This window comes from Bacillus yunxiaonensis (genome assembly GCF_037104695.1).
GTDB classification, from domain to species: domain Bacteria; phylum Bacillota; class Bacilli; order Bacillales; family Bacillaceae_G; genus Bacillus_A; species Bacillus_A yunxiaonensis.
The window spans coordinates 121074-145363 of record NZ_JBAWSV010000006.1 but is presented as its reverse complement, the minus strand read 5'-3'; the positions used below and the strand labels follow the sequence as shown (position 1 = coordinate 145363).

24 protein-coding genes are annotated in these 24290 nt (G+C 37.6%); 7 read left to right on the top strand and 17 right to left on the bottom strand.

What is annotated here, in order from left to right; translation table 11 throughout:
• Positions 1-125 precede the first annotated feature (125 nt).
• Both secA2 and WAX78_RS18095 read left to right on the top strand, forming a co-directional pair.
• Positions 126-2489: an accessory Sec system translocase SecA2 gene (secA2, locus tag WAX78_RS18100; RefSeq protein WP_336483376.1), complete on the top strand. Its 2364-nt coding sequence runs from the start codon at positions 126-128 to the stop codon at positions 2487-2489.
• Between the two features lie 13 nt (positions 2490-2502).
• Positions 2503-3381, top strand: coding sequence for an accessory Sec system S-layer assembly protein (locus WAX78_RS18095; protein WP_336483375.1), 879 nt, complete (start codon positions 2503-2505; stop codon positions 3379-3381).
• 83 nt (positions 3382-3464) lie between these two features.
• On the opposite strand, the gene WAX78_RS18090 is transcribed toward WAX78_RS18095, so the two are convergent.
• Entirely contained in the window at positions 3465-3833 is a 369-nt protein-coding gene (locus WAX78_RS18090; RefSeq protein ID WP_336483374.1) for a hypothetical protein, read from the bottom strand.
• Positions 3834-4101: 268 nt separating this feature from the next.
• On the opposite strand from WAX78_RS18090, the gene WAX78_RS18085 reads away from it, so the two are divergent.
• On the top strand, positions 4102-4575 hold the full coding sequence (locus tag WAX78_RS18085) for a hypothetical protein (protein ID WP_336483373.1): 474 nt from the start codon (positions 4102-4104) through the stop codon (positions 4573-4575).
• A 90-nt stretch (positions 4576-4665) separates the two neighbouring features.
• Here WAX78_RS18085 and WAX78_RS18080 read toward each other — a convergent pair whose 3' ends face one another.
• The 8 genes from WAX78_RS18080 to WAX78_RS18045 all read right to left on the bottom strand — a co-directional run bounded on the left by WAX78_RS18080 (position 4666) and on the right by WAX78_RS18045 (position 12737).
• Complete coding sequence (locus WAX78_RS18080) at positions 4666-5355, bottom strand: pseudouridine synthase (RefSeq protein WP_336483372.1); 690 nt, start codon at positions 5353-5355, stop codon at positions 4666-4668.
• Positions 5356-5643: 288 nt separating this feature from the next.
• Positions 5644-6456, bottom strand: coding sequence for a DUF4247 domain-containing protein (locus WAX78_RS18075; protein WP_336483371.1), 813 nt, complete (start codon positions 6454-6456; stop codon positions 5644-5646).
• A gap of 12 nt (positions 6457-6468) precedes the next feature.
• The gene (locus WAX78_RS18070) at positions 6469-6975 is read right to left on the bottom strand and encodes a DUF4178 domain-containing protein (RefSeq protein WP_336483370.1); all 507 of its coding nucleotides are present in this window, start codon (positions 6973-6975) and stop codon (positions 6469-6471) included.
• A 22-nt stretch (positions 6976-6997) separates the two neighbouring features.
• Complete coding sequence (locus WAX78_RS18065) at positions 6998-7402, bottom strand: DUF350 domain-containing protein (protein ID WP_336483369.1); 405 nt, start codon at positions 7400-7402, stop codon at positions 6998-7000.
• Positions 7403-7510: 108 nt separating this feature from the next.
• On the bottom strand, positions 7511-8176 hold the full coding sequence (locus tag WAX78_RS18060; RefSeq protein ID WP_336483368.1) for a PspA/IM30 family protein: 666 nt from the start codon (positions 8174-8176) through the stop codon (positions 7511-7513).
• Between the two features lie 171 nt (positions 8177-8347).
• On the bottom strand, positions 8348-9907 hold the full coding sequence (locus WAX78_RS18055) for a fatty acid--CoA ligase (protein ID WP_336483367.1): 1560 nt from the start codon (positions 9905-9907) through the stop codon (positions 8348-8350).
• A 292-nt stretch (positions 9908-10199) separates the two neighbouring features.
• Positions 10200-11690: a coproporphyrinogen III oxidase gene (locus WAX78_RS18050; protein ID WP_336483366.1), complete on the bottom strand. Its 1491-nt coding sequence runs from the start codon at positions 11688-11690 to the stop codon at positions 10200-10202.
• A gap of 174 nt (positions 11691-11864) precedes the next feature.
• Positions 11865-12737 (bottom strand): Cof-type HAD-IIB family hydrolase, encoded by an 873-nt coding sequence (locus WAX78_RS18045; RefSeq protein WP_336483365.1) that lies wholly within the window; start codon positions 12735-12737, stop codon positions 11865-11867.
• 166 nt (positions 12738-12903) lie between these two features.
• Between WAX78_RS18045 and WAX78_RS18040 the strand changes: the two genes are divergently transcribed.
• Positions 12904-13449 carry an NADPH-dependent FMN reductase gene (locus WAX78_RS18040; protein ID WP_336483364.1) on the top strand — a complete coding sequence of 182 codons (546 nt, stop codon included), beginning with the start codon at positions 12904-12906 and terminating at the stop codon, positions 13447-13449.
• A gap of 84 nt (positions 13450-13533) precedes the next feature.
• Positions 13534-14148: a DNA-3-methyladenine glycosylase gene (locus tag WAX78_RS18035; protein ID WP_336483363.1), complete on the top strand. Its 615-nt coding sequence runs from the start codon at positions 13534-13536 to the stop codon at positions 14146-14148.
• Between the two features lie 44 nt (positions 14149-14192).
• On the opposite strand, the gene WAX78_RS18030 is transcribed toward WAX78_RS18035, so the two are convergent.
• A complete protein-coding gene (locus WAX78_RS18030; RefSeq protein WP_336483362.1) occupies positions 14193-14543 on the bottom strand; it encodes a YlbF/YmcA family competence regulator in 351 nt (116 codons plus the stop codon).
• Between the two features lie 291 nt (positions 14544-14834).
• Between WAX78_RS18030 and WAX78_RS18025 the strand changes: the two genes are divergently transcribed.
• Positions 14835-15902, top strand: coding sequence for a YheC/YheD family protein (locus WAX78_RS18025; protein ID WP_336483361.1), 1068 nt, complete (start codon positions 14835-14837; stop codon positions 15900-15902).
• A gap of 75 nt (positions 15903-15977) precedes the next feature.
• On the opposite strand, the gene WAX78_RS18020 is transcribed toward WAX78_RS18025, so the two are convergent.
• Both WAX78_RS18020 and WAX78_RS18015 read right to left on the bottom strand, forming a co-directional pair.
• The gene (locus WAX78_RS18020) at positions 15978-16223 is read right to left on the bottom strand and encodes a hypothetical protein (RefSeq protein WP_336483360.1); all 246 of its coding nucleotides are present in this window, start codon (positions 16221-16223) and stop codon (positions 15978-15980) included.
• A gap of 54 nt (positions 16224-16277) precedes the next feature.
• Positions 16278-16472, bottom strand: a complete 195-nt coding sequence (locus tag WAX78_RS18015; protein ID WP_154709495.1) for an alpha/beta-type small acid-soluble spore protein — start codon at positions 16470-16472, stop codon at positions 16278-16280.
• Between the two features lie 252 nt (positions 16473-16724).
• On the opposite strand from WAX78_RS18015, the gene WAX78_RS18010 reads away from it, so the two are divergent.
• Positions 16725-16925: an alpha/beta-type small acid-soluble spore protein gene (locus tag WAX78_RS18010; protein ID WP_336483359.1), complete on the top strand. Its 201-nt coding sequence runs from the start codon at positions 16725-16727 to the stop codon at positions 16923-16925.
• A gap of 49 nt (positions 16926-16974) precedes the next feature.
• On the opposite strand, the gene WAX78_RS18005 is transcribed toward WAX78_RS18010, so the two are convergent.
• The 5 genes from WAX78_RS18005 to WAX78_RS17985 form a co-directional block, all read right to left on the bottom strand.
• Positions 16975-17709, bottom strand: a complete 735-nt coding sequence (locus WAX78_RS18005; protein ID WP_336483358.1) for an amino acid ABC transporter ATP-binding protein — start codon at positions 17707-17709, stop codon at positions 16975-16977.
• 27 nt (positions 17710-17736) lie between these two features.
• The gene (locus WAX78_RS18000; protein ID WP_336483485.1) at positions 17737-18438 is read right to left on the bottom strand and encodes an amino acid ABC transporter permease; all 702 of its coding nucleotides are present in this window, start codon (positions 18436-18438) and stop codon (positions 17737-17739) included.
• Positions 18425-19231, bottom strand: coding sequence for an amino acid ABC transporter substrate-binding protein (locus WAX78_RS17995; protein WP_336483357.1), 807 nt, complete (start codon positions 19229-19231; stop codon positions 18425-18427). The genes WAX78_RS18000 and WAX78_RS17995 overlap by 14 nt, the downstream gene beginning before the upstream one ends.
• Positions 19232-19715: 484 nt before the next feature.
• Complete coding sequence (locus WAX78_RS17990; protein WP_336483356.1) at positions 19716-21716, bottom strand: ABC transporter ATP-binding protein; 2001 nt, start codon at positions 21714-21716, stop codon at positions 19716-19718.
• The gene (locus tag WAX78_RS17985; protein WP_336483355.1) at positions 21713-23467 is read right to left on the bottom strand and encodes an ABC transporter ATP-binding protein; all 1755 of its coding nucleotides are present in this window, start codon (positions 23465-23467) and stop codon (positions 21713-21715) included. Before WAX78_RS17985 ends, WAX78_RS17990 begins: the two co-directional genes overlap by 4 nt.
• Between the last annotated feature and the right edge of the window lie 823 nt (positions 23468-24290).

The following is a 24290-nucleotide window of genomic DNA, read 5'->3' as shown; positions in this document are numbered from 1 at the left end:
ATATGACAGCTCACCCAACAAAAGGCGTCATATACATATTTTTCTTTAATTATCCCCTTATTCTATTTTCCGAATAAACATGTGCTATAATGTAGCTATTGTTAGTAAGAGGAGTGTAGTAAAGCATGCTGAAATCGTTTAAAAAGATTTTAGGAGATCAACAAAAACGCAAGCTGAAAAAGTATGAGCAACTTGTGGATGAAATTAATAGATTAGAACACCAGATGGAAACATTATCTGATGAAGAATTGCGTCAAAAGACAGCTGTTTTTCAAGAAATGATTCAAAATGGAAAAACCATTCATGATGTGAAAGTAGAAGCATTCGCTGTTGTTCGCGAGGCAGCAAAGCGTGTACTAGGACTGCGCCATTATGACGTACAGTTAATTGGCGGACTCGTGTTACTAGAAGGTAATATCGCAGAGATGCCTACAGGGGAAGGGAAGACTCTTGTTGCTTCGTTGCCAACATACGTACGTGCACTAGAAGGTAAAGGTGTACACGTTATTACGGTAAACGATTACTTAGCAAAACGCGATAAAGAATTAATTGGTCAAGTACACGAATTTCTCGGTTTAACAGTCGGTTTAAATATCCCGATGATAGAGCCAGACGAGAAGAAGCGCGCATATGAAGCTCATATTACATACGGAATCGGAACAGAGTTTGGATTCGATTATCTTCGTGATAACATGGCAGCTTCTATAGCTGATAAAGTACAACGCCCATACCACTTTGCCATTATCGATGAAATTGATAGTGTCTTAATTGATGAAGCAAAAACACCGCTTATTCTTGCTGGTAAGAAATCAGGGAGTTCACAACTTCATTACTTATGTGCAAAAGTCATCAAATCGTTCAAAGAAGACGTTCATTATACATACGATCCAGAAACAAGATCTTCTAGTTTTACAGAAGATGGCATAACAAAAATTGAAGATATGTTTGATATCGATAACTTATACGACCTTGAGCACCAAACGCTCTATCATTATATGATTCAAGCATTACGTGCAAATGTTACCTTCCACCGTGATGTCGACTATATTGTAAACGACGGTAAAATTTTACTTGTTGATATTTTCACAGGCCGCGTCATGGAAGGCCGCTCTTTAAGCGATGGCTTACATCAAGCAATTGAAGCAAAAGAAGGTCTTGAAGTAACAGATGAGAACCAAACACAAGCATCGATTACAATTCAAAACTTCTTCCGTATGTACCCTACTGTATCAGGAATGACGGGTACAGGAAAAACGGAAGAGAAAGAATTTAATAGCGTGTACAGAATGGAAGTTACTCCAATTCCAACAAACCGCCCTGTACTGCGCGACGATATGAACGATCTTGTCTTTATGACAATTGACGATAAATATAAAGCAGTCCGTGAAGAAGTCTTGAAACGCCATAAAACAGGACAACCAATTTTAATTGGAACAGCATCTATTTTGCAATCGGAAACAGCTGCGAAATATTTAGATGAAGCAGGGCTATCGTATCAACTTCTTAACGCAAAAAGTGTAGAACAAGAATCAGAACTGATTGCAACAGCTGGTCAAAAAGGACAAATCACGATTGCGACAAATATGGCAGGCCGCGGTACTGATATTTTATTAGGTGAAGGTGTACATGAACTGGGCGGCTTACACGTAATTGGAACAGAACGCCATGAATCTCGCCGCGTTGATAATCAGCTAAAAGGACGCGCTGGTCGTCAAGGAGATCCTGGCAGTTCACAATTTTTCATTTCAATCGAAGATGAAATGTTCCACCGCTTTGCAGAAGAAGAAGTGGAAAAACTAAGAAAATCATTAAAGTGGGATGAAAAAGGACTTATCCTTACACCAAAAATTCATGATTTTGTGACGCGTACACAGTTAATTTGCGAAGGAAGTAATTTTTCCATTCGTGAATATAACTTAAAGCTTGATGATGTTATTAACGACCAGCGTAATGTCATTTACAAATTACGTGATACACTTTTAAATGAAGAAACAAATATGATTTCACTTGTTCTTCCAATGATTGAGCATACCGTTGAACATACGGCAAAGAAATATTTCCTAGAAGGAATGCTTCCGGAAGAGTGGGATTTTACTTCTTTAATAGAAGAATTACAAGCCATTTTCCCATCAGAAGCATTGCCACCTTTGTCAGCAGGTGACGTAACCTCTATTGAAGAGTTACAAGCAGCACTGCAAGATACAATTGCAAGTTATACCGAAAAGGTACGCGAATTAGAAAATCGCTTAGAAGTGCAGCAAGCAACGCGTCAAGTTGGCCTGCATTACATTGATCAAAACTGGGTACATCATTTAGAAGCAATGCATAATTTAAAAGAAGGAATTGGCTTACGTCAATATCAGCAAGAAGACCCAACACGCATTTATCAAAAAGAAGCGCTCGACATTTTCTTATATACGTACAGTAAATTTGAAAAAGAAATGTGCTTATATATCGCAAGACATCTAGCGATTCCACAAAACGTATAATGAGGTGAATTTCATGCTATCATTCTTAAAAAAAGCAAAGAAAAAAGGAAAAGATACAGCTGTTTCGTCCGCTCAATTATTTGGACAAGAGGAAGCAACTGCTCATAATAAAACTATTAAACCGGTCCTATACTTCCACCCTTCTTGGGGAGAAGTTGGACAAGAACAAAAATATATTTATCAATTTTTACATAAAGAGTTACCTAGCTTACAAGAAAACCAAATTTCATTAGCAGGTATTGAAATTGAAAATCAAGATGACTCTTATCACGTTGCTGCCTTTATTCGCAGCAGCGTTCCAAAACCAATTAAATTCGAGGCTACAACTCTACTATTATTAAATAAAGATGAACAAGTGTGTGCACGTAAAACATTTGATTTGTCAGGCTTAGGTGACATTCCTGCGAAAGTGAATATGCCTTGGGTATTCACTTTTGAGAAAGACACAATGACTGACGCAGCTTTATCTCATACAGATTGGCAGTTAGCATTTGAAATTAAAGGTGAGCATCAGTTAGATTTAGACCCTACATGGGAAACACGACTACCAGAAGAAGGTAAGAAGCAGCTTCGCGAACTTGTTGCGAACTTAACACCTCCTACAGAAGGTGAAATCAACTTCCTAGGATTACAAGCACGCAAGCAAGAAAACGGAGATTTACATGCAACCATTTTAATGCGTAATGGATGTAACCGAAATATCCACTTAGAGCAACTTCCTCTTCACATTTTAGATGCATCCGGGGACATAGTTGCACAAGGTTCGTTTACATTAACAAACTTTGAAATTAAAGCAAATTCAACAAAACCATGGACATTCCTCTTCCCTTCTTCTTTAGTTACAAAAGAAGATATTGATTTATCAGCATGGAAAGCAGTTGTACCACAATAATAAGATTTATAGATAACAACCAAAAAAGTCGTACCCCCATTTATACGGAGTACGACTTTTCATTATACGCTACGTAGCGGCAGCTATTTCACGATTAAATGATTAATACGATATTGCGCTTCCAATTTACAGAATGAGTCTATATTTTGCACGCCATGTTCCTTTAAAATGTGCACCTGCTCTTCTGTCGGGTCTTCGTTAACCAATTCAGCGATTTTCTCATTCACTTTTGTTGCCAACGCTTGGTGAAAATCTGCATGTTCTTTTACCTTATCATCCACTTTATGAATCCATGTCGATTGTGTATATATGTAATCTTTCCATTGTTCAAGGAAGTGCTGCATGTCAAATTTCTCTTCACGCCATTCAATCGTCTTCATGTAATCTTCAAAAGAAGTAACAATTGATCGCGTAATTCCAATTTTGACACCATGTGGTAACTGTTTATACATCAAAATTTTCCCTCCAGCTTGAAGCATTTTCTTACAATAACTCATAACACATTCAATGCGTATAAACACTATGTTAACATATTGCTAGTCTAAAATGTAAATATATTAGTTTAAAAACCTAGTAAATTTACCTTTCGTTTCTTATCCAAACCAATTGATGGAAGCGCTTCTAATAAGTGTACAAATCAACAAATCCAGTAACTTTCTCTATTTATATTCTTTCGTGGTATAATGAACCATTACATTCATTACAATCATGGAGGACTCTATGCTAACTTTTGAAGAAAAATTAACGATTATTGAATCTTTTCCAGGGCTAGAAAGAAAAAACGTATCCCTAGGGCGCATTAACTTTCATTATGAAGAAAGCCGCCTAGACAAAAAGAACGTTGTGTATCATTTACATCCAAATGGAAATGGCTTCGTATACGCAGGACATCTAAAAGGCTACAAAACGAACGATAAAGGAATGGTGAACATCCGTGATTTTTCCGCGGAAGAACTTCGCTCATTACTTGAAAAATCACTTCATGCCCTTTCACAAGAACCGGTAGAAGAAATCACACTTACTGAGAATTTCCAAGAGGAAGAGTGGATCAACGAAGACAAGCACATACTAACTCTTATAAAAGAAGATGAAGATATGTGGAACGTATATGCTGGAACAATGTTAGATGGTACATTTAACTCTTACAAAGAAGCGGCACAATACCTTGATGAAGAAGGATTTGCACGTAAATAAAGTGAAACTTCCATCAGTCGGAGTCTTACTGTCCGTGAATAGCGGGATAAGAAAGACGCTCTTTCCAAGTAGAAAGAGCGTCTTTCTCATTTACCCCAATAATGCAAGAAGTTCACTTAGTTCTTCCTCAGTAAGGTCACGCCACTCTCCCGTTTCAAGACCATCTACTGTAATATTCATAATCCGAATGCGTTCTAATCGAGTAACTGTATATCCGAATGCTCGGCACATGCGGCGAATTTGACGGTTCATTCCTTGTGTCAAAATAATCCGGAATACACAATCACTTATACGATATATTTTACATGGATCTGTTTTTCCATCACGAATCGTTACACCACCGGCCATTCCCCCTAAAAAAGCATCGTCAAATGGCTTATCCACCGTTACAATATACTCTTTCTCATGGCCATACTCAGAGCGCATCATTTTATTTACGATATCACCGTCATTTGTCATCAAAATTAATCCTTGCGACGCTTTATCTAAGCGGCCAATCGGAAAAATACGCTCTGGATAATTAACAAAGTCGATAATATTTCCTTCTATATGCTTCGCCGCTGTACATGTAATACCTACAGGTTTATTTAAAGCTATATAAATATGGTGTGTCTTAGTTGGAATCGGCTTCCCATCAACAAGTACAATGTCCCCAGGCTCCACCTCTTGTCCTGGCTCACAAATCTCTCCATTAATGGTAATTCGCATTGCATCAATAAGGCGATTCGTTTCTCTTCTTGAATAGTAACCCGTTTCACTAATGAATTTATTAATTCTCATGCAAAATTCCTTTCCTATTTGCAATTCACATATGCTAGCACTTTCACCATTCTATCATGAATGAATCATGCAAAAAACACACAACGCCATGCTCATGGGTGTGTGTTTTTATCCCGCATTAACGGGCAGTAAGATCCCCCACTTCAAGATTCAGAGAAAATCGAAGAAGGTCGGTGGGGGATAACTGCCCGTAAAAGCCCGATTGGTTCAACTAACCATCAGTGGGGGATGCCCCCCACTGATGGAAGTTTCACTTTATCCCGCATTAACAGGAAGTAAAACTTTACTTCACCGTCTCTTCGTAATTTTCCCAGAACCTCCAACTCTCGTTTTCGGGGGGGATGTGTTTTTTGGAGGGGTAGTGATAGATGACTTTGGTTTAACGTCCGATCCGCTTGGTTTATCAGGCGATTTAATGATTTTCCCCTTATTCTGCTCAGACGGCGGAACAGTTTGATTCCCCTTTTTCGTAACACCATCTTCACTTCCCACAGATGTACCGGAATTATTTACTTTATCACTTCTCTTAATGATAGAACCAGTACCTTGTTTTGTTAACGGCGGGAGCGTTTTTTTCTCCTGAGAAGTAGGCTGACGATAATCAATTACTGGTTTATATGTTTTCCGAGTTGTATATCCGCGGTAATCACCGTAATATGATTTATGCGAATCAAATAAACTGCTGACTATACTTCCTACAATGTAACCTTCTAAAAAAGACGGTTGATAATTTTGACGAACAAACTCCTTATTACTTACTTCAATTAATGTATCGGATGGTTTCTCCTTATCCTTCTGAATGTTATACAACTCATCAGGATATACGAGAAACATTTGGTTCTCATCTTCTTTAGATATTTGCTCCGGCTTTTTTTGATCGGCCAGTTTTTTCGCTATGTTAGGAACGGATTCATTCGCGGCCCTATATACATATGATTCTTGCTTTCCGTCTTTTACAACGGATTCTAACGGATAAAGATCTTTAACCTTGTTGTCATTATCGCAACCCGATAAGGTAAAAAGAGCAATTACGAATACAATAGAAGCAGCAATGGTAAATCCTATAGATGCTTTCATCATGATAAACAATCGTTTTAACATGATTGCACCCCCTTACGTCGCCCGTATGATTTGTACATCTGCCGTAAGAATTGTTTCTCCTTCGTACATCATTGTACGTCCTTCTTGCCATTCAATTCTTAGCAATTTACGGTTGTCAGATTGAAACTCCCAAACATATTGTTCGCCAGATACTGCAAACGGTGTTTTTCCAGTGATAGATGCTCGGCAAGAATATTGTTCTTCCATATAATACTCTAAATCATCCATTTCAATTGTAGTAGGGATTTCATTGAAAGAATCTAATCGTCCATCAATTGGCGTATATAGTTCATAATAGACCTTTTCGCGATTTTCAATCTTTAAATAACGAATTGTATTTCCGTCCTGCAATGTTAAGAAAATCTCGTTTCGTTCATGCATACGCGTTTTTCCTATAATTTCATAAGTGACCAAAGATACCTCAAGAATATCCCCAGGCTCTAAGGACAACACGCTTTTCTCAGGTTTAGCAGGTTCAGGACTTTTCAATATATTTTTAATACGTTTAAATAAACTCAAGAGCTATCCCCTCCGCTTCTTATTATAGACACGCTGCTAAAATGAGGGCGCCAACGATATGCAATGAACCATCTAAAAGCGCATGAGCAACTTTTCCTTGCACAGTCCCCTCCTCTAAATCTAAGCTAGCTATCTTCTTCAAAATGAATTCTACTAACCTTTCTAAAATAAATAAAATAACAAATGAAACAACAGAGGCCAATAAAGCTTGCCATAAATCGTTTGATTTTATGATGGACTGTGACAAAATATATCCTTGCGCAAACAGCTTCATGACAAAACGAGTCGTTACAGCAACATTCCCTTTTTTAATCTCGGCTAAATCCTTATATTTAGTAAAGATCGAATCTATCCACATGAGCACAAATAAAAGAACAGCACTTGAAAGCGTCCATACAAACATTGCTGCAATGTTCATCCATGTCATTACAAATCCCCCTTACCCCTTTTAAGTAAAAATAGAGAACCGACATCATCTACTCTTGACGACATGTCGGTTCTTCACATACATTTTCTATAATGTCTTCTCGTTCAATTACTTCTCGTACTGCTTCATAATGCGGGCCAATTCATCTTCTACCTGCTTATCTTTATTCATATTCGCAAACTCTTCATCTAACGACTTTTCTTTTTTGTATATTTCACCGCTTGCTTCTGCTTCCGCTTCCAGTTGAAGAGCTTTTTCCTCCATACGGCTTAAACCGGCTTTTGCTGTATTGGAATCAAATCCAGACATCGCTTTATTAATATTCTTTTGCGCCTTCGCTGCGTTCACCCTTGCAACAAGTGTTTCACGTTTGTTCTTTAACTCCGTCAATTGCTTACGCATCTCTTCTAATTTTGCACGAAGATTATCAGCTGCCATCTTATTTTGTTCATAACTCGTTTTATACTCATTCATTTTTTGTTCTGCAGTTTTCTTTTCCTCTAAAGCACGGCGCGCAAGATCGATGTTGTTTGCTTGTACAGCCATATGCGCTTGCTCCTCGCGCTTCGTTACGAGTGCCGATTGTTCTTCGTATAATAATTTAAACTTTTTCTCAAGTGCAATTTGAGCAGCTACACTCTTCTCCGCTTCCTCTACATCTTCTTGCATATCACGTAAATATTGATCTGTCATCTTAACTGGATCTTCAGCTTTTTCAATTAATGCATATACATTTGACATCGTTAAATCGCGCAATCTTTTAAACATAGACATAAAAAATTCCTCCTATGAATGAAATAACAATTCAAATTCAATTGTAGACAACACAAAACGTAAATATTACCACAAAGTAAGAATATTCACATTTTCTAAATTATGTGTTTATTATAACAAACTCAACAGGAAAAGCACAGTTTCAAAATGAAACTGTGCTTTCACTTTATCCTATGACTGCTTCGCTTCCTTTAAAGATTCGCGCAACACAAACTTCTGCAATTTCCCGCTCGCATTACGTGGAAGTTCGTTCGCAAATACGTAATGACGAGGGCGTTTATAATCGGCTAATTCATCACTTTCCTTACAATAACGATCTAACTCCTCCTCTGTTAATGACTCATCTTTCTTCACAACTACCGCTACTACACGTTCTCCCCATAATTCATCTGGTTCTCCAAGTACAGCAACATCTAAAATACCATCATGGCTGTGCAAGAAGTCTTCAATTTCACGCGGATAAACGTTCACGCCGCCGCTAATGACCATATCGTCAACACGATCTGCCACGTATAAATAACCATCTTTATCAAAATAGCCAAGATCACCGGAATGATACCAACCTTTATACATTACTTTTTTGGTTGCTTCTTCGCGGTTATGGTATCTAGCCATCATAGTTGGTCCGCGTAAAATAATTTCTCCAACTTCGTAAGGCGGAAGGACATCGTCTGGTTCTGATGGTTCCTCTTCATTTGACTTCACGATGCGCACTTCATGGCTAAAGCAAGGTGTCCCTGCTGATCCTGCTTTTTTAATTTGATCTTCTTCTACAAGAAATGCAACAACAGGTCCAAACTCTGTCATCCCGTAAATTTGCACAAGATCGATATAAAGACGTTCTTTACATTCTTTCACAAGCGCCGGCGCCATTGCTGCTCCGCCGTAAACTCCTATCTTCATTGAGGTTAAATCATATTTTGTTACATCTTCTTGCAGCAGCATGTTCCACATTGTCGGTGCTGCAAAGAACGTTGTAATTTTTTCTTCTTGAATTGTTTCTAACACTGTTTTCGTATCAAAATGATGTAAAATAACATTTTTCCCGCCAACTTGAATGCGCGGCAGAAAACCAGCGTTTAATTCACCGCAGTGATATAGCGGTGCTACACTTAATCCGACGCTATCACGTGTATATTTTATATAATACGTACAAATCATACTATGCTCAGCCATGTCCCGGTGGCGATGCAGCACACCTTTTGGATTCCCAGTCGTACCGCTCGTATATAGCATAGAACAATAGTCCATTTCATCAACTTCAATATCAATTGGTTCTGCCTTTGCTTCATTTACTTTTTCATGATAAGAAGCGGCATAAGATGGCACATCATCTTCAATGCACCAAAATGAAGTATGCGGAAAATCACGTTCAATCATAGAAATGGTTGGTTCAACTTCTTTTTCAAACACAACAACTTTAGAGGAAGCATCTTGCAATATGTAGGAAACTTCTTTTGCTTTTAAGCGGAAATTGATTGGATTAAAGATTGCGCCAATCTTCGTACAAGCTAGGTAAACGGTTACAAATTCATGTGAATTATATAAGTAAACGGAAACTCTGTCCCCTTTTCTTACCCCTTCTGCAAGTAGTGCGTGTGCAGTTTTATTCACCATATTATCCCACTGTTTATATGTCCAGCGAATGTTTTTTGCAGCTTCTACTAACGCTTCTTTTTGTGGATATTTTTGCACAGCTAGATCAAAAATTCTGCCAATAGTCATATACATGTCGCATTTTCCCCCTTTAAAGTTTTCATAATTTTATGATTTCGTTCACATTTAGACATCTCCTGCTAATTTTTACTTCCTTTTTCTGATCATTCTCGACAGCGTTTTACATAAAGTGAAACTTCCATCAGTGGGGGCTTCATCCCCCGCTGATGGTTAGTTGAACCAATCGGGCTTTTACGGGCAGTTATCCCCCACCAATCTTTTCGATTCTCTCTCAATCTTGAGGTAGGGGCTTACTGCCCACGAATAGCGGGATACATAAAAAAGAAGCTGCCAAACTGGCAGCTTCTTATCCGAATAATTCTTGTAAAATTTTAAGTTTATCTTCTGTATACTTTATATAGCCATCATTATATGATTTTGGATCTTTCGGATTGGCAAAGTGCGTAATAGCACCTGTCTTTGGATGAACAAATTTACTTGATGCACCGCAGCCAAGACCGATAATAGACTGCACTTCTTCCATAATCACAATGTTATAAATGCTTTCTTGACTTGGCATTGCATAACCAACGTTCTCTAAGTTACCTAAAATATTCTTTTGACGATATAAATAATACGGTACGTAATTATGCTCTTTCGTCCATTCTTCTGCTTCATGCATCATCGCTGTAATCTCTTCACGGCCTGCCACTTTATATTTGCGCTTATTTTGCGTCATTTCAGAAGCACGCTTAAAGGATAATGTATGCACCGTTAACGATTCTGGCATAAGCTTTTCTGTTTCATCTAATGTATGCTTAAAGATGTCTAATCCTTCACCTGGAAGACCGATAATTAGATCCATATTAATATTGTTCATACCCATTTCGCGAGCAAGATGGTATTTTTCAATAGTTTCTTCTACTGTATGATGACGTCCAATTGCTTTTAGTGTTTCTTGATGGTACGACTGCGGATTAATACTAATTCGGTCGATATTCCATTTATTTAACACCTCTAACTTCTCTGGTGTAATTGTATCTGGACGTCCTGCTTCTACCGTTACTTCACGAACTTGTTTCACATCTGGGAACGACTCATACATTTCTTCATACAGCATGTCCATTTCTTCTGCTGTAATACTTGTTGGCGTACCGCCGCCATAGTAAATCGTCGTTACTTTCACGCCTTTTTCTTTTAAAAACTTTCCGATTTCACGAACTTCATAATGTAAACCGCCTAAGAATGAATCGACAGATCCTTGGCGTCCATTAATCGCATAAGCCGGGAATGTACAGTATGCACATTTTGTTGGACAAAACGGAATTCCAATATAAATACTTACTTCTTCTTTTAAACGATATAGATCTGGCACAACAGCGAGTTGGCAATCAACAATACGTTGCATAAGTTCAATTTTCTCATCATGAATTAAATAACTTTCACGAAGTTCGTTATGCGCTTCCTCTTTTGTCATACCGCTTTGCAACATTTTATGAAGAAGCTTCGTTGGGCGCACACCCGTTAAAATTCCCCACTTTTGCTCCACACCTGTTAACTTCTGGAGAACAGACAGATATACATAAGAGACAACGTGCTTCACTTGCTTCATACGTTCCTTTTCTTCCGTAAAGGACGATAAATCTTTAGAAAACGTCTCTTCATACACGTTTCCTGTCTCAACTTCTGTTAAACGAGCAGAAGCTGTTACATTTCCTTCTATATTTATATCAACAATGATATTTGCATCTTCTTTTTCAAATGCTACCGTACTTTCTTCAAAAAATAAGCCGCTAATATTTTGCAGCGGACGTAAAAAACGATCATCTTGTAACGTTTTAATTGAAATTAACAACAATTATCACCTTTTCTATTTTCAAGCTTCCTTTAGTTTACTTGAAGGCTGATAGGAGGTCAACAAAGAACTATTGTAGATGGGGCTTCTAATTTTTAGAAGCAAATACCCTAAGTTTTTGATGAAATTTTACCATCAGCCTGAAAAAACCTCAGACATTCGCCTGAGGTTTTTCATTTACCATTTCTTCATTTGTATATGATTGTTCAAGAACTTAATTGGAAACTGCTTTCGAAAATGTTCTTTAATCATATATTGCACACCATTATCATTATTTGAACGCGTAATCCAATCGGCTGCTTTCTTTAAAGCAATCGGAGCATTCCCCATTGCCACTCCTAATCCAACGCTTTCGATAACGTCTAAATCTTCCAGACTATCTCCAATTGCTACCATTTCCTTTAATTCAATGTCAAGATGCTCACCCAATAATTGCAATCCACGTAATTTCGATACATGAAGCGGTAATATTTCAATTTGTTCTTTCCCGCATTCTACAAAATGGACATTTTCAAATGATTTTTTTAAGGTTGTGAGCGCACGCCGCTTTTCACTTTGATTCGCAAATGTAACATCAATTTTCGGTGCAGCTACCGGTTGGTCGCGAAGTGTATCACCGAGCGAATCTACAAATTGAACCGGGTAAAATAGCGGATCAGAAGTTGATAAGACTGTCCGCGCAATTAAATTTGGCGTATGTTGATGCCGATTTCCAATCGAAAATCTTTCATGAGAAATGCGAATGTTACATTCAAAATGCTCGAGTACCTGCACAAGATTAAATGTCACTTCTTCTGATAATCGTTTTTGAATTAACGGTTTATCTAATGAAGATGAAATAAAGGCACCGCCATGCGTTACTAATATGGAATTTAATTTTAATGATTTTGCTATTTTATGAGCGGATTGAAAATTTCGGTTCGTAAACAGCGTAACATATACACCTTTTCTCTTTACAAATTCAATCGCTTCCCGCGTTCCTTTTTGTAATTTCCCATTTGGAAGTAAGAGTGTTCCATCTATATTAAGAGCTAATAAACGATAAATCATGATGAAGTACCTCCTCTTCTTAGCTGCACTTTTCTATTATTAACTTATGAGACGATGCTGTTAATTAGAACGAGTTAGAATCTAGATAATACGTTTACGATGAAATCGTTCAATATTTTTGATTTCTTTCTAGTTAAGGATGTATTCTGTTTGTAGAGGTGATTATATGGGTAACTCCAAAAGGATAATAGCTATTTCCGGAAGTATTCGAAAAGGTTCCTCCAACACCAATGTATTAAAAACTTTAGCAGCGTTTATTCCCGAAAATATTGATTATAATATTTATAACGGAATACAAGAACTTCCTCATTTTAATCCAGATATTGATCGCATTCAGGCACCAACTGCTGTTGAAGATTTCCGAAAGACACTAGCTGAAGCTCATGCACTCATTATCTGCACACCAGAGTATGCAAAAGGTGTACCAGGAGTTTTGAAAAATGCATTAGAATGGCTTGTCTCATCAGCTGAACTTTACAAAAAACCAGTGGCTGTTATAACAGCTTCTCCATCAATTACTGGCGGAGACAAGGCACATGAATCTTTACTACTTACACTCGGTATGTTGGATGTTACTATTGTTCAAAATGGATCGGTTCTCATTTCATCTGTTGGAACTAAATTTAATAAGGATGCTACAGTCACTGATGAACAAACAAAGCAAGGCCTTATTTCTCTCATTCATGGTATACTGCAAGAATTACATGATTGATTTATAAAACAATTCATTTTAGGCAGCATCATACGAAAGGATGCTGCTTTACTCATTTAAAGTCTTACGAAAGGAATTTGCTAAATGAAATGGCCACTTTCTTGGTATGAAGGCGATACATTAGACGTTGCGAAGCGATTGCTTGGGCATAAACTCGTTCACGTTGTAGATAGCGTAAAACGAAGCGGAATTATTGTCGAAGTAGAAGCATATAAGGGGCCTGATGATAAAGCAGCACATAGCTATGGGGGCCGCCGTACAGAACGAACAGACATTATGTTTCGTACTCCTGGTCATGCTTATGTATATCTTATTTATGGTATGTACCATTGCTTTAATGTCATTACAGCACCGGAAGGGATCCCGCAAGGAGTGTTAATTCGAGCATTAGAACCCGTAGAAGGTATTGAAGATATGAAGCAAGCAAGATACGGGAAAACAGATATTACAAAATCGCAGCTCAAAAACTTAACAAATGGACCTGGCAAGTTATGCAAAGCAATGGGAATTACGTTAGAGCAAAAAGGATTGCTGCTTACGAGTGATGAGTTATATGTTGAACGGGTTACTGAAGACCATCACCTTTCTCAAACATATGACATTACTGCAGGTCCCCGCATTAATATTGATTACGCAGAAGAAGCAGTGCATTATCCGTGGCGGTTTTACTTTCAAGACCATCCGTTTGTTTCTAAATGAAAAAGGCACTTCCTAGTTCATCAGGAAGTGCCTCTTTCTTATGATTACATGAATGCGTTATATAAGTCTTCAAGCGGCTTCATGATGATTTTATTTAAATCGCCGATTAAGACATTCAGACGTTGCTCTGCTTGCATTAAGTTTGTGATTTTTGCATTTTGTTGTACCAATGCTACAACTGCTTGCGCCTGTTGATTATCTTCGTCTGTTAATTGTTCACCTTGCATCATTTTTTGCTGAAGTTCCATTTGCATCATACGGAAACGATCAAATAATTGTTTCGCCTCTACATCTGCTTGTACTTCTGCATAGCTCACTTTTAATGCTTGAAAATCTGGATTTTCTGTAATTACTTTTTGTAATTCATAAGCAACATCATGCATGTTTTTTGCCATCTTATATATCCTCCTTGCAATGTGATACAATATCACATCGTTTATATGTTTTTCAGCCCTTACATACTCTTCTTACGATATCAGACTATGTATGATATGTGAAGTAAATTCACTTTATGACATTGTAATTCATATATACATCCCCTTCATTATAACTGCTCTACAATGCTCCAACTAGCCCACTATAAAAAATACTGCTCATTATATTCGAAGCAGTTGGTATAAGAAGCATTTCTTTGAATATTACTCAATTAAACACATGTTTTTTGCCATATAAAAGGAGGTTTTTTTATGGTTCTCGGAATATTAACATCGCGTTTTCATCACGAGCGAGAATACTACACAGAAATTGCAAAACGTGCACGCTCCTACCATATTGTCGTTGTACAGTTTACTCCCTTTAGCATCGACCCACAAACAGAGCTTGTTAACGGACTTCTCTTTGATGCCGAAAAACAGGATTGGGTAGAGCAGCAATTCATGATTCCATCTCGTATATACAATCGATGCTCATACAAAGATAAAAAAAATGTTAAAAAGGCACTTCCTATCATAAATTGGCTTCAAAGCCGCCCAGAATCAATATTTTTAAATGATGAGCTTCCAAATGATGCAAATATGTATGAAATTCTTACAAAAAACAAACAACTAGCACCGTATATGCCTGCAATAAAACAAGCAAGTAAAACAACAACGTTACAGCTATTACAAACAAAAAAAGATGTGATCATAAAGCCATTGCATTCACTTTCAAAGCAAAATATGTACCACATTTTTTATCGAAATCGCACATTTCATGTTACTGCATTAGAACGAAATCGCTTTCCAACAAAAACATTCCGAACAAAAGATACATTTTTACCTTGGTTACAATCGTTACTTCAAACAGGTGATTATACAGTACAGCCTATATCACCTCACTCCACATCTCCTGTTCATATTCGCTCTATTTTACAAAAAAATAAATCAGGTACATGGGAAGAACAAGAAAAAGTCATTCAAATAGACAGCACACCTTACTCTTTCTTATTTCCCCTTACAGAACAAACGAAGTTTACTGCATTTACAAATTGGCAACATCACCTATCAAAACTTGACTTTACATTCTTACAGGATGGTCTACACACTATTACGAAAGAAACGCCTCGAGTTTTAGAAAATACTTTTTCTCATCTTTTTGAATTAGAGCTCTCTATTGTAATAGATGCAAATGGTGCCGTTTGGTTATACCACGTAGATGCAAAACCTACTTATACAGCCTTTATTCGACATAATATCGATGCTGCTGAAAAAATATACACAGCACCTCTTCGTTATTATCAATCATTACTTTCCATCAAAGAGAAACAGGAACTGTAAAATGAAGATGAAATAGGTTATGGAAACTTTCTATATTACAAAAAATCCGTCTCAACTTCTTGCTGAGACGGATTTTCATATAAGCTGTACAGTTACTTCTGTTTGCTTTTCACATGTAGGACAATATAAAAGATGAAGGCAATATTGCTGCGAATCATGGGCGGATAATCCATCGACTTTTTCTAACAGTTCTTGCTCCATATAAGCACTATATGGACCAATATAATCGACTGTTTTTCCATAATCTTGGAGTATACTCGTACAAGTAGGACAAGTATAAGCTTTATATTCTAATGCATTACAAAGCGGACATATCGCCATTTTGATTCCTCCAAAAAAGGGACGGTATTCCCGTCCCCCTATAGCCATTTTGATTTATTTTTGGAAACCACCTAAATGTTGCTCTGCATAAGATACAAGACGTTTTGTAATTTCACCGCCAACAGATCCGTTTGCGCGTGATGTTGAATCTGGGCCAAGTTGTACGCCAAACTCAGTTGCGATTTCATACTTCATTTGATCTAAAGCAGTTTGTGCACCAGGAACTGCAAGACTATTGTTTCTAGCCATGTTATATCACCTCCTTGTATTGGTGTATTCATAGTATGTAAAAGCGTATTATTTCTATGCAAACAGGACATTTGTAATTTTTGGCATTATTAAATTTTACAAATTTTACAAACTAACATTTCGCATATCTTTCTACGTATCATCCATACTATGATTACAATCACTCCACACGATGGATTAGCGCCAAATGGGGCGATTCTGGTTCAACTCCAGCTAATCCAACCAAAACTCACACTAAGGAGGACATTTCCTATGACAAACCAAAGTTCTAATCAATTAGTGGTACCTGGTGCAACTGCTGCAATCGACCAAATGAAATACGAGATTGCAACTGAATTTGGAGTAACATTAGGTGCTGATGCAACTTCTCGTGCAAATGGTTCAGTAGGTGGAGAAATTACAAAGCGTTTAGTAGCAATGGCTGAACAAAGCCTTGGCGGATACCAAAAATAAATATATATGGCAAAAAGGTCTCAAGCATCGCTTGAGACCTTTCTATTTTCTACTGTAGCATTTGTAAAAATCGCTTTGTCCGCTCTTCTTTCGGATGTACCAACACTTCTTCTGGTGTGCCTTGTTCCACAATCACACCGCCATCCATAAAAATAACACGATTCGCAATTTGATGAGCAAAACGCATCTCATGCGTGACAATTACCATCGTCATTCCTTCCTGTGCAAGTTCTCTCATTACTTTCAATACTTCTTGCACAAGTTCAGGATCGAGCGCTGATGTCGGTTCATCAAATAAGATCACTTGGGGCTCCATCGCAAGCGCGCGTGCAATCCCTACGCGTTGCTGTTGTCCACCTGAAAGCTGAAATGGATATAAATCCATCTTATCACCAAGTCCAACTTTTCTCAGAAAATACTCCGCTTTTTCTTTTGCCTTCTCTTTTGAAGCTTTCTTAACGGTTACAAGGCCTTCCATCACATTTTCACGTGCTGTAAAATGCGGGAATAAATTGTGATGCTGAAATACCATACCCGTTTGCGTGCGCAGCTTCACAATATCGCGCTTCGTCACCTTTTTTGAAAAATCGAGTGTTTCATCACCGATACGAATTACACCGCTATTAGGGGTTTCTAATACGTTAAGACAGCGAAGGAATGTTGTCTTACCAGAACCAGAAGGTCCAATAATAACAACAACTTCACCTTTTTCTACTTCCATATCAATATGCTTCAGAACGGTGTTATCACCGAAACTTTTTTGTAAATGTTGAATTGAAATCATATAAACCAAAACTCCTTTTAACAAGGATTATTTTAAAGTATAACGCTCTGTTCGTTTTTCAAGAATTTGCTGCACAATAGATAATAAGAAACAAATTACCCAATACATCAGTCCCGCTTCTGTATACACAACTAAGAATTCATAGTTTGTCGCTGCAATTTCCTGCGCTTTCCGAAACATTTCTGTTACTAAAATCATTGACGCCAGCGATGTGTCTTTAATCAAACTAATAAATGTATTGGAAAGAGGCGGAATCGAAACGCGTGTTGCCTGCGGTAAAATAACGCGGCGCAGCGCTTGCGGATACGACATACCAATTGTATACGCAGCCTCCCATTGCCCTTTCGGAATCGATAAAATAGAAGCGCGAATAATTTCTGAAGCGTACGCTCCGACACTTAACGAAAAACCAATGATCGCTGCTGGAAAGGAATTAATCGTAATTCCTATTGTCGGAAGTCCATAAAAAATAATAAATAACTGAACAAGAAGCGGTGTACCGCGAATAATAGATACATAGATGCGTGCAATCCACTCTAATACGCGATTTCCAGAAATGCGGCATAGTGCTGTTAACGTCGCTAACACTAAACCAATTGCAAATGAAATCAACGTCAGCGGTATCGTATCAGAAATAGCACCCTTCAGCATAGGCATGAAGGATGCTTTTGTTATATCAACCCAAACAGATAACCGATCTACATCAAATATAGCATTACTTAGATACATCTTCACCAAACCATTTCTTCGAAATTTTGTCGTAAGTGCCGTCTTTTTTCATATCATCTAACGCTTTATTTACTTCAGCAACAAGTTTGTCGCTGCCTTTACGGAACATCAATCCGCTTTGTGATGCTTCTTTTTCTGTATCAACAATTTTTACTGCTGCATCTGGTTTTGTTTTTAAGTAGTTTAATACAGATAAACGATCATTAATCGTTAAATCAACACGACCAGATTTTAATAATTCAACCGCTTGGTTAAAGCCTTCTACACCAACGATTTCCGCACCATTTTTCTTCGCAATGTCAGTAAAGTTACTTGTTAAAGATTGTGCTGCTTTTAAGCCTTTTACATCTGCGAATTTCGCTGGCTTGTCTTTATCTTTCGGAATGACAAGTACTGCTGAAGAAGATACGTATGGTTTAGAGAAATCATATTTCTTTTGACGATCGTCGCGAATCCCAACTTCGTTTGCAATCATGTCAACACGCTTTGCGTCAAGCCCAGCAAATAAACTATCCCATTGTGTTTCTTTAAATACTGGTTTCACACCAAGACGTTTTGCTACTTCTTCTGCAATCTCAACATCAAACCCTGTTAATTTTCCACTTGCATCATGGAATGTGAACGGCGGATATGTACCTTCTGTTCCAACTACAATCTCTCCGCTCTTTTTAATTTGATCAAGCGCATCTGTTTTAGTGCCTTGCGCTGTATTATCTTTTGTTTGTTTTCCGCAACCTGCTACAACTCCCACAACCAATAGTGCAAGTACGAAAAATGAAAGTAATTTTTTCATAATGACAGTCCTCCAAGTATTCTGATAGGAATTTAAGAACAATATTGATTATTGTATTCAATCTTGCAACATTTTTCAATCAAAATGTTTTCACTTAGTGTATCCTTTTCGTTCAAAATCAAACAAATATATAAATACACGCAGAAATTGAATTTTATTTAAAGTTCCAGCAGCCCGAATTTTCTTGTGTCGAACATCACCGAAAGGTCTTTATATTCTGTCGAAGCGTCGATAAATTTCTCACTTTCGTCGATATATTGGCGGACACGTAAAAAAAGAACTTGCCAGGGTGGCAAGTTCCTCAAGAATCTAATACACAATATCCAATCATTCCGCATAGTAACAAAAAGAATGCGATGTTGAATGTAACTGATAATTCCTCCATTATATATTCCCCCTTTATCCAAAAATATCATGTAGACAAAGAAAGAATACGTCGCACTTGTAAACATTGTTTTAAAATTTTCCGAACATTGCGTGAACATCACGCACTTTGACTACCTGCAATTTGCGTTTTATACATTTCAAAATAACGGCCTTTCTTTGCCATTAACTCTTCATGTGAACCTTTCTCAAGAATCGTTCCGCGATCCAGTACGATAATTTGATCGGCACTTTTAATTGTTGATAACCGGTGGGCAATAATAAATGTCGTTCGCCCTTTTTTCACAACTTCGAGCGCCTGTTGAATCATTGCTTCTGTTTCTGTATCAATGCTGGATGTTGCTTCATCCAAAATTAAAATTGCTGGATCAAATGCAAGTGCACGTGCAAAGGAAATAAGCTGTCTCTCACCAGTTGAAAACGTACTTCCTTTTTCCGCTACTTCCTCCCCGATGTTGTCTGCAAAACGTTCCGCTCCAATATCACGCAGCGCCTTCACAATCTGTTCCTTCGAAATTCGTTCTTGCTCTAAACTCACATTTGAAGCAACTGTTCCTGTAAATAGGAATGGATCTTGCAGTACAATTCCCATATGCTCACGAAGCGCCTGTTTTGAGATGGCCTTTATATCATATCCATCAATCGTGATGTTCCCTTTTTGAAGTTCGTAAAATTGAAAGAGTACATTCATAATCGAGCTTTTCCCTGATCCTGTATGACCGACTAACGCAACCGTTTCTCCTTGCTTCGCTTCAAAAGAAATGTTTCGCAGAACTTCATCTTTCCCGTTATAAGAAAACGAAACGTTATCAAACCGAACATTTCCTTGTAAACGCGGGATGTGCTCTTCCTGCACTGCTTCTCCCTTTTCATCTAACAATTCAAACACACGCTCTGCAGCCACGCGCGCTTGTTCTAAATTTGCTAGCTGATTCACCATATTGGTAATTGGCGAAAATAATCGTGTTAAATAATCAACGAACGCGTATAGCACGCCTAATGAAATTACCCCTGCTGCACTTAATGATGCGCCGCCAAAGTACCAAATCACAGCTGTAAACGCAATGTTGCGGAGCACCCCTACTATGTTGTGAGAAGTCGCTGCATTTAAACTTAAAATTTTATTTTGATACATATAATACTCTTCATTTAGCTGTTCAAATTCCTGTTTTACTGCACGCTCTTGACGAAACGCTTGAATAACAGGCATTCCTTGAATGGATTCATTGACCGTTCCATTAATATCCGATAAGCGTGAGCGCATTTTATGATTGTATACAGACGCATACTTTCGGTAAAAAATAGCCAACACACATAAAATCGGAATAAGGAGTAAACACATGAGCGCAAGCTTTACATCCAATAAGAACAAAGCAATAAAAATACCTATAATGTAAATAAAACTAGAAAAGAATGTCGACAATACTGTTACATAAAACTCTCGAATTGCCTCCGTATCATTTGTCACACGAGAAACAATTTTTCCTGCTGGTAAATGATCAAAATAACGAATCGGCAATGTTTGAATATGAGAAAACACGTCTTCTCGCATAATTTGAATAATTTTATTCGCTGCTTTTTGTAAATAAAATTGTTTGCCGTATGCAAAGAGAGATACAACAAGTAAAAGCGCTAAATATCCGCTGCCGAGTAAAAATAGTCGTTTTATTTCTGGTTGATAAAACGAAAAGATTTCCTCACCTGTAAGTTTAGTCCCTTTATATACTTGCACTGCTTTTCCTTTCTGAATTGTAATCATATTCCCTTTCACTGAACGTGCTCCATCAAATGCAAGTTTGTTAGGAATGAAATAATAATCACTGCCAATTTGAACAATATGAACTTCTTTTCCTTTCTGTTCTCCTGCTTTAAACCGATCGCTTCGCTTATACCAAGCACCGTTATAAAAAACAGTATCGTCTCCTTTTATCGTTTCATGCCAAGGCTTTTCAATTCCAACGATATGTTCATCAATCATCGTTTTTGCAACAAACGGACCAGCTAATTCAGCAATAACGAAAATAAATAACATCGCTAAAGCCACTCCAATCGTCGCTTTTACTTTCATCGCATATTGAAATAATCGTTTTCCCACGCTCATATTTTCACCTCGCCTTCAACGATTTCCCCTTGTTGTCTTTCAAATTGCTCTGTATACCAACCGCCCTGTTGAATAAGCATGTCATGCGTTCCTTCTTCAATGATTTCACCATTATCCATTACAAGAATCCAATCAGCATGCTCCGTAGCAGACAGACGATGCGTTGTAATAATCGTCGTTTTACCACTGCGTTCCTTCCGGATATTTTCAATGATTGCAGCTTCTGTTCTCGCATCGACAGCTGATAATGAATCGTCTAAAATTAAAATTTCTGGATTTTCAATCACTGCTCGTGCAATAGAAATACGTTGTTTTTGTCCCCCTGATAGCGACACACCTTTTTCGCCAACAAGTGTTTCTAATCCATCTGGCAAAAATTCTAAGTCTTTCTTAAAAGCAGCGATTTCAATTGCCTTTTGCAGCTCTGCTTCACTCGCTTCTCGGTTTCCAAATAAAATATTTTCTCGTGCTGTTTTTGAAAACAGAATGTGCTCTTGCGGAACATATCCGACCCAGCCTAACACATGATCAATGTGTATATTTTGAAGCGGTACACCAGATACTGTGATTTCACCTGTTCCTAGTGGATACTGGCGAAGAAACTGCCGAACGAGCGTTGTTTTTCCACTTCCTGTTTTCCCAACAATCCCAAGTGTCTCTCCTCTATTCAACGAAAACGAAACATTTTTCAAATTCAATGTAGGAGATGTTGGATACGAAAAGGATACATCTTCAAAATCAATGCAGTCTGGTTGATGCACACGCAATGGTTTCTTGATATTTTTTACGTCTTGTTTATATGCTAACGTTTCGTTTACACGATCAAGTGAAGCATTCCCACGCTGCATCACGTTAATCAGCTCCCCAATCGCAAACATCGGCCAAATCATCATGCCAAGGTAAACGTTAAACGATACAAGTTCCCCAATCGTTACCTCGTTTTGAAATACTAAAAACGCTCCGTACACAAGACCGATTAAATAACTCATCCCAACAAGCATTTTCACTGTCGGTTGAAACAGTGAATCAATTTTTGCGACTTTCATATTCTTTGCATACACATCTGTTGCTAACGTATGAAATCGCTTCTCATCTTCTCTTTCCTGTACATATGCGCGAATGACACGTACACCGGCAATCGACTCCAGCACTTTATCATTCATATCTCCAAATGCATCTTGTGCAACTGTAAAACGCTCGTGTAATCTCTTTCCATAAGCACTCACTGCATACGCCATAATCGGAAGCGGCAATAATGCTGCAAATGTTAACTTCCAACTAATTGAAATGCCCATCATAAGCACAATTGTGAGCATATATAAACTCGAATCAACGAGCGTTAAAATACCAAATCCAGCTGTCATGGCAATAGCTTTCAAATCGTTCGTTGCCCTTGCCATTAAGTCGCCTGTACGGTTTTTCTGATAGAAAGTTGGCGTCATTTTCAGCAAATGCCCCATAAATTTGGAACGCATCGTTTTTTCAAGCACAAATGCGCCGCCAAATAAATGATATTGCCACACATAAGAAAGTACATAACCAGTAGCCGCTGCACCAAGTAACATTCCTACATACTTCATAATCCCTGCGTTTGTTAAATCTCCGGCTTTTATATCATCAATTGCCAATCCAATTAACTTTGGCGGAATAATCTCGACCACATTGACAAGAAGTAAACAAACAATGGCAATGCTATACCTTTTCCAATGCGTTTTAAAAAACCACGTTAATTTTTGTAATACAGAAAACAATATAACCTCTCCCTTCTCGTTGTTGTATAAACATAGGCTTGTTATCCACTATCCAGCGTCTCCGTTTTTACCATTCGCACCTCATACTTTTCCATCGTCATTCCTTCCTTTCTCAAATTGATTTATTTATTGAAACTATACAAATGTATAGGAACAATCTAAAAAAAGAGACAAAAAAAGGCATACCGTCGCTTTGACGATATGCGAAAAACGCATAATAGCGTACGTCACGACACACGCAACGTACGCTTTCCTTTTCAACTAAAAAGAAGCGTTATTTGTCCGTAGAGGTTGCGTGATGATATTTATTGTTTTCACTGTGTAAAACACCTGATCCAGTCATATTTACAATTACAATCATCACGCACACCTCCTTCTTCTTTTATTTTCCATTTTTAATTGTATAACTTTAAAGACTTTTCTGTCAATTGTTTTTTCATTTTTATGGAAAAACAATTATTAAGCAAAAGAACGTCCCAGAAATCGCTCTTAAAAATAGTTCTTTTGGATTTTTTCAAACCTCATACAATCACCATATACCTCACTCTTACAAGTCACTATTTTTTAGGAGGACTTAGCATGACAATTAGCATTTACTATTAAGCTCTAGTGTGGGTGCACAAGGTATTCGTAAAAGTCTTGAATCTATGACGCATGAAAAAATAACAAGATTAAATTTAATGTAAATCTATAAAGGTAAGTAAAAAACAGTTTCTACTTACCTTTATATTTTGTAAAAATAGTTACTAACACTACATTTTCTTATCACACGCTCTCTATCTTTTTCATATATATATATTAGCTTCTGAGAGAGAGGTGGTGG

What these genes read in the sequence shown, in the direction of transcription:
- secA2 (WP_336483376.1), top strand. Translation starts at nt 126, where the DNA reads ATGCTGAAATCGTTTAAAAAGATTTTAGGAGATCAACAAAAACGCAAG.
- WAX78_RS18095 (WP_336483375.1), top strand. Translation starts at nt 2,503, where the DNA reads ATGCTATCATTCTTAAAAAAAGCAAAGAAAAAAGGAAAAGATACAGCT.
- WAX78_RS18090 (WP_336483374.1), bottom strand. Translation starts at nt 3,833, where the DNA reads ATGTATAAACAGTTACCACATGGTGTCAAAATTGGAATTACGCGATCA.
- WAX78_RS18085 (WP_336483373.1), top strand. Translation starts at nt 4,102, where the DNA reads ATGCTAACTTTTGAAGAAAAATTAACGATTATTGAATCTTTTCCAGGG.
- WAX78_RS18080 (WP_336483372.1), bottom strand. Translation starts at nt 5,355, where the DNA reads ATGAGAATTAATAAATTCATTAGTGAAACGGGTTACTATTCAAGAAGA.
- WAX78_RS18075 (WP_336483371.1), bottom strand. Translation starts at nt 6,456, where the DNA reads ATGTTAAAACGATTGTTTATCATGATGAAAGCATCTATAGGATTTACC.
- WAX78_RS18065 (WP_336483369.1), bottom strand. Translation starts at nt 7,402, where the DNA reads ATGACATGGATGAACATTGCAGCAATGTTTGTATGGACGCTTTCAAGT.
- WAX78_RS18060 (WP_336483368.1), bottom strand. Translation starts at nt 8,176, where the DNA reads ATGTCTATGTTTAAAAGATTGCGCGATTTAACGATGTCAAATGTATAT.
- WAX78_RS18055 (WP_336483367.1), bottom strand. Translation starts at nt 9,907, where the DNA reads ATGTATATGACTATTGGCAGAATTTTTGATCTAGCTGTGCAAAAATAT.
- WAX78_RS18045 (WP_336483365.1), bottom strand. Translation starts at nt 12,737, where the DNA reads ATGATTTATCGTTTATTAGCTCTTAATATAGATGGAACACTCTTACTT.
- WAX78_RS18040 (WP_336483364.1), top strand. Translation starts at nt 12,904, where the DNA reads ATGGGTAACTCCAAAAGGATAATAGCTATTTCCGGAAGTATTCGAAAA.
- WAX78_RS18035 (WP_336483363.1), top strand. Translation starts at nt 13,534, where the DNA reads ATGAAATGGCCACTTTCTTGGTATGAAGGCGATACATTAGACGTTGCG.
- WAX78_RS18030 (WP_336483362.1), bottom strand. Translation starts at nt 14,543, where the DNA reads ATGGCAAAAAACATGCATGATGTTGCTTATGAATTACAAAAAGTAATT.
- WAX78_RS18025 (WP_336483361.1), top strand. Translation starts at nt 14,835, where the DNA reads ATGGTTCTCGGAATATTAACATCGCGTTTTCATCACGAGCGAGAATAC.
- WAX78_RS18020 (WP_336483360.1), bottom strand. Translation starts at nt 16,223, where the DNA reads ATGGCGATATGTCCGCTTTGTAATGCATTAGAATATAAAGCTTATACT.
- WAX78_RS18015 (WP_154709495.1), bottom strand. Translation starts at nt 16,472, where the DNA reads ATGGCTAGAAACAATAGTCTTGCAGTTCCTGGTGCACAAACTGCTTTA.
- WAX78_RS18010 (WP_336483359.1), top strand. Translation starts at nt 16,725, where the DNA reads ATGACAAACCAAAGTTCTAATCAATTAGTGGTACCTGGTGCAACTGCT.
- WAX78_RS18005 (WP_336483358.1), bottom strand. Translation starts at nt 17,709, where the DNA reads ATGATTTCAATTCAACATTTACAAAAAAGTTTCGGTGATAACACCGTT.
- WAX78_RS18000 (WP_336483485.1), bottom strand. Translation starts at nt 18,438, where the DNA reads ATGTATCTAAGTAATGCTATATTTGATGTAGATCGGTTATCTGTTTGG.
- WAX78_RS17995 (WP_336483357.1), bottom strand. Translation starts at nt 19,231, where the DNA reads ATGAAAAAATTACTTTCATTTTTCGTACTTGCACTATTGGTTGTGGGA.
- WAX78_RS17990 (WP_336483356.1), bottom strand. Translation starts at nt 21,716, where the DNA reads ATGAGCGTGGGAAAACGATTATTTCAATATGCGATGAAAGTAAAAGCG.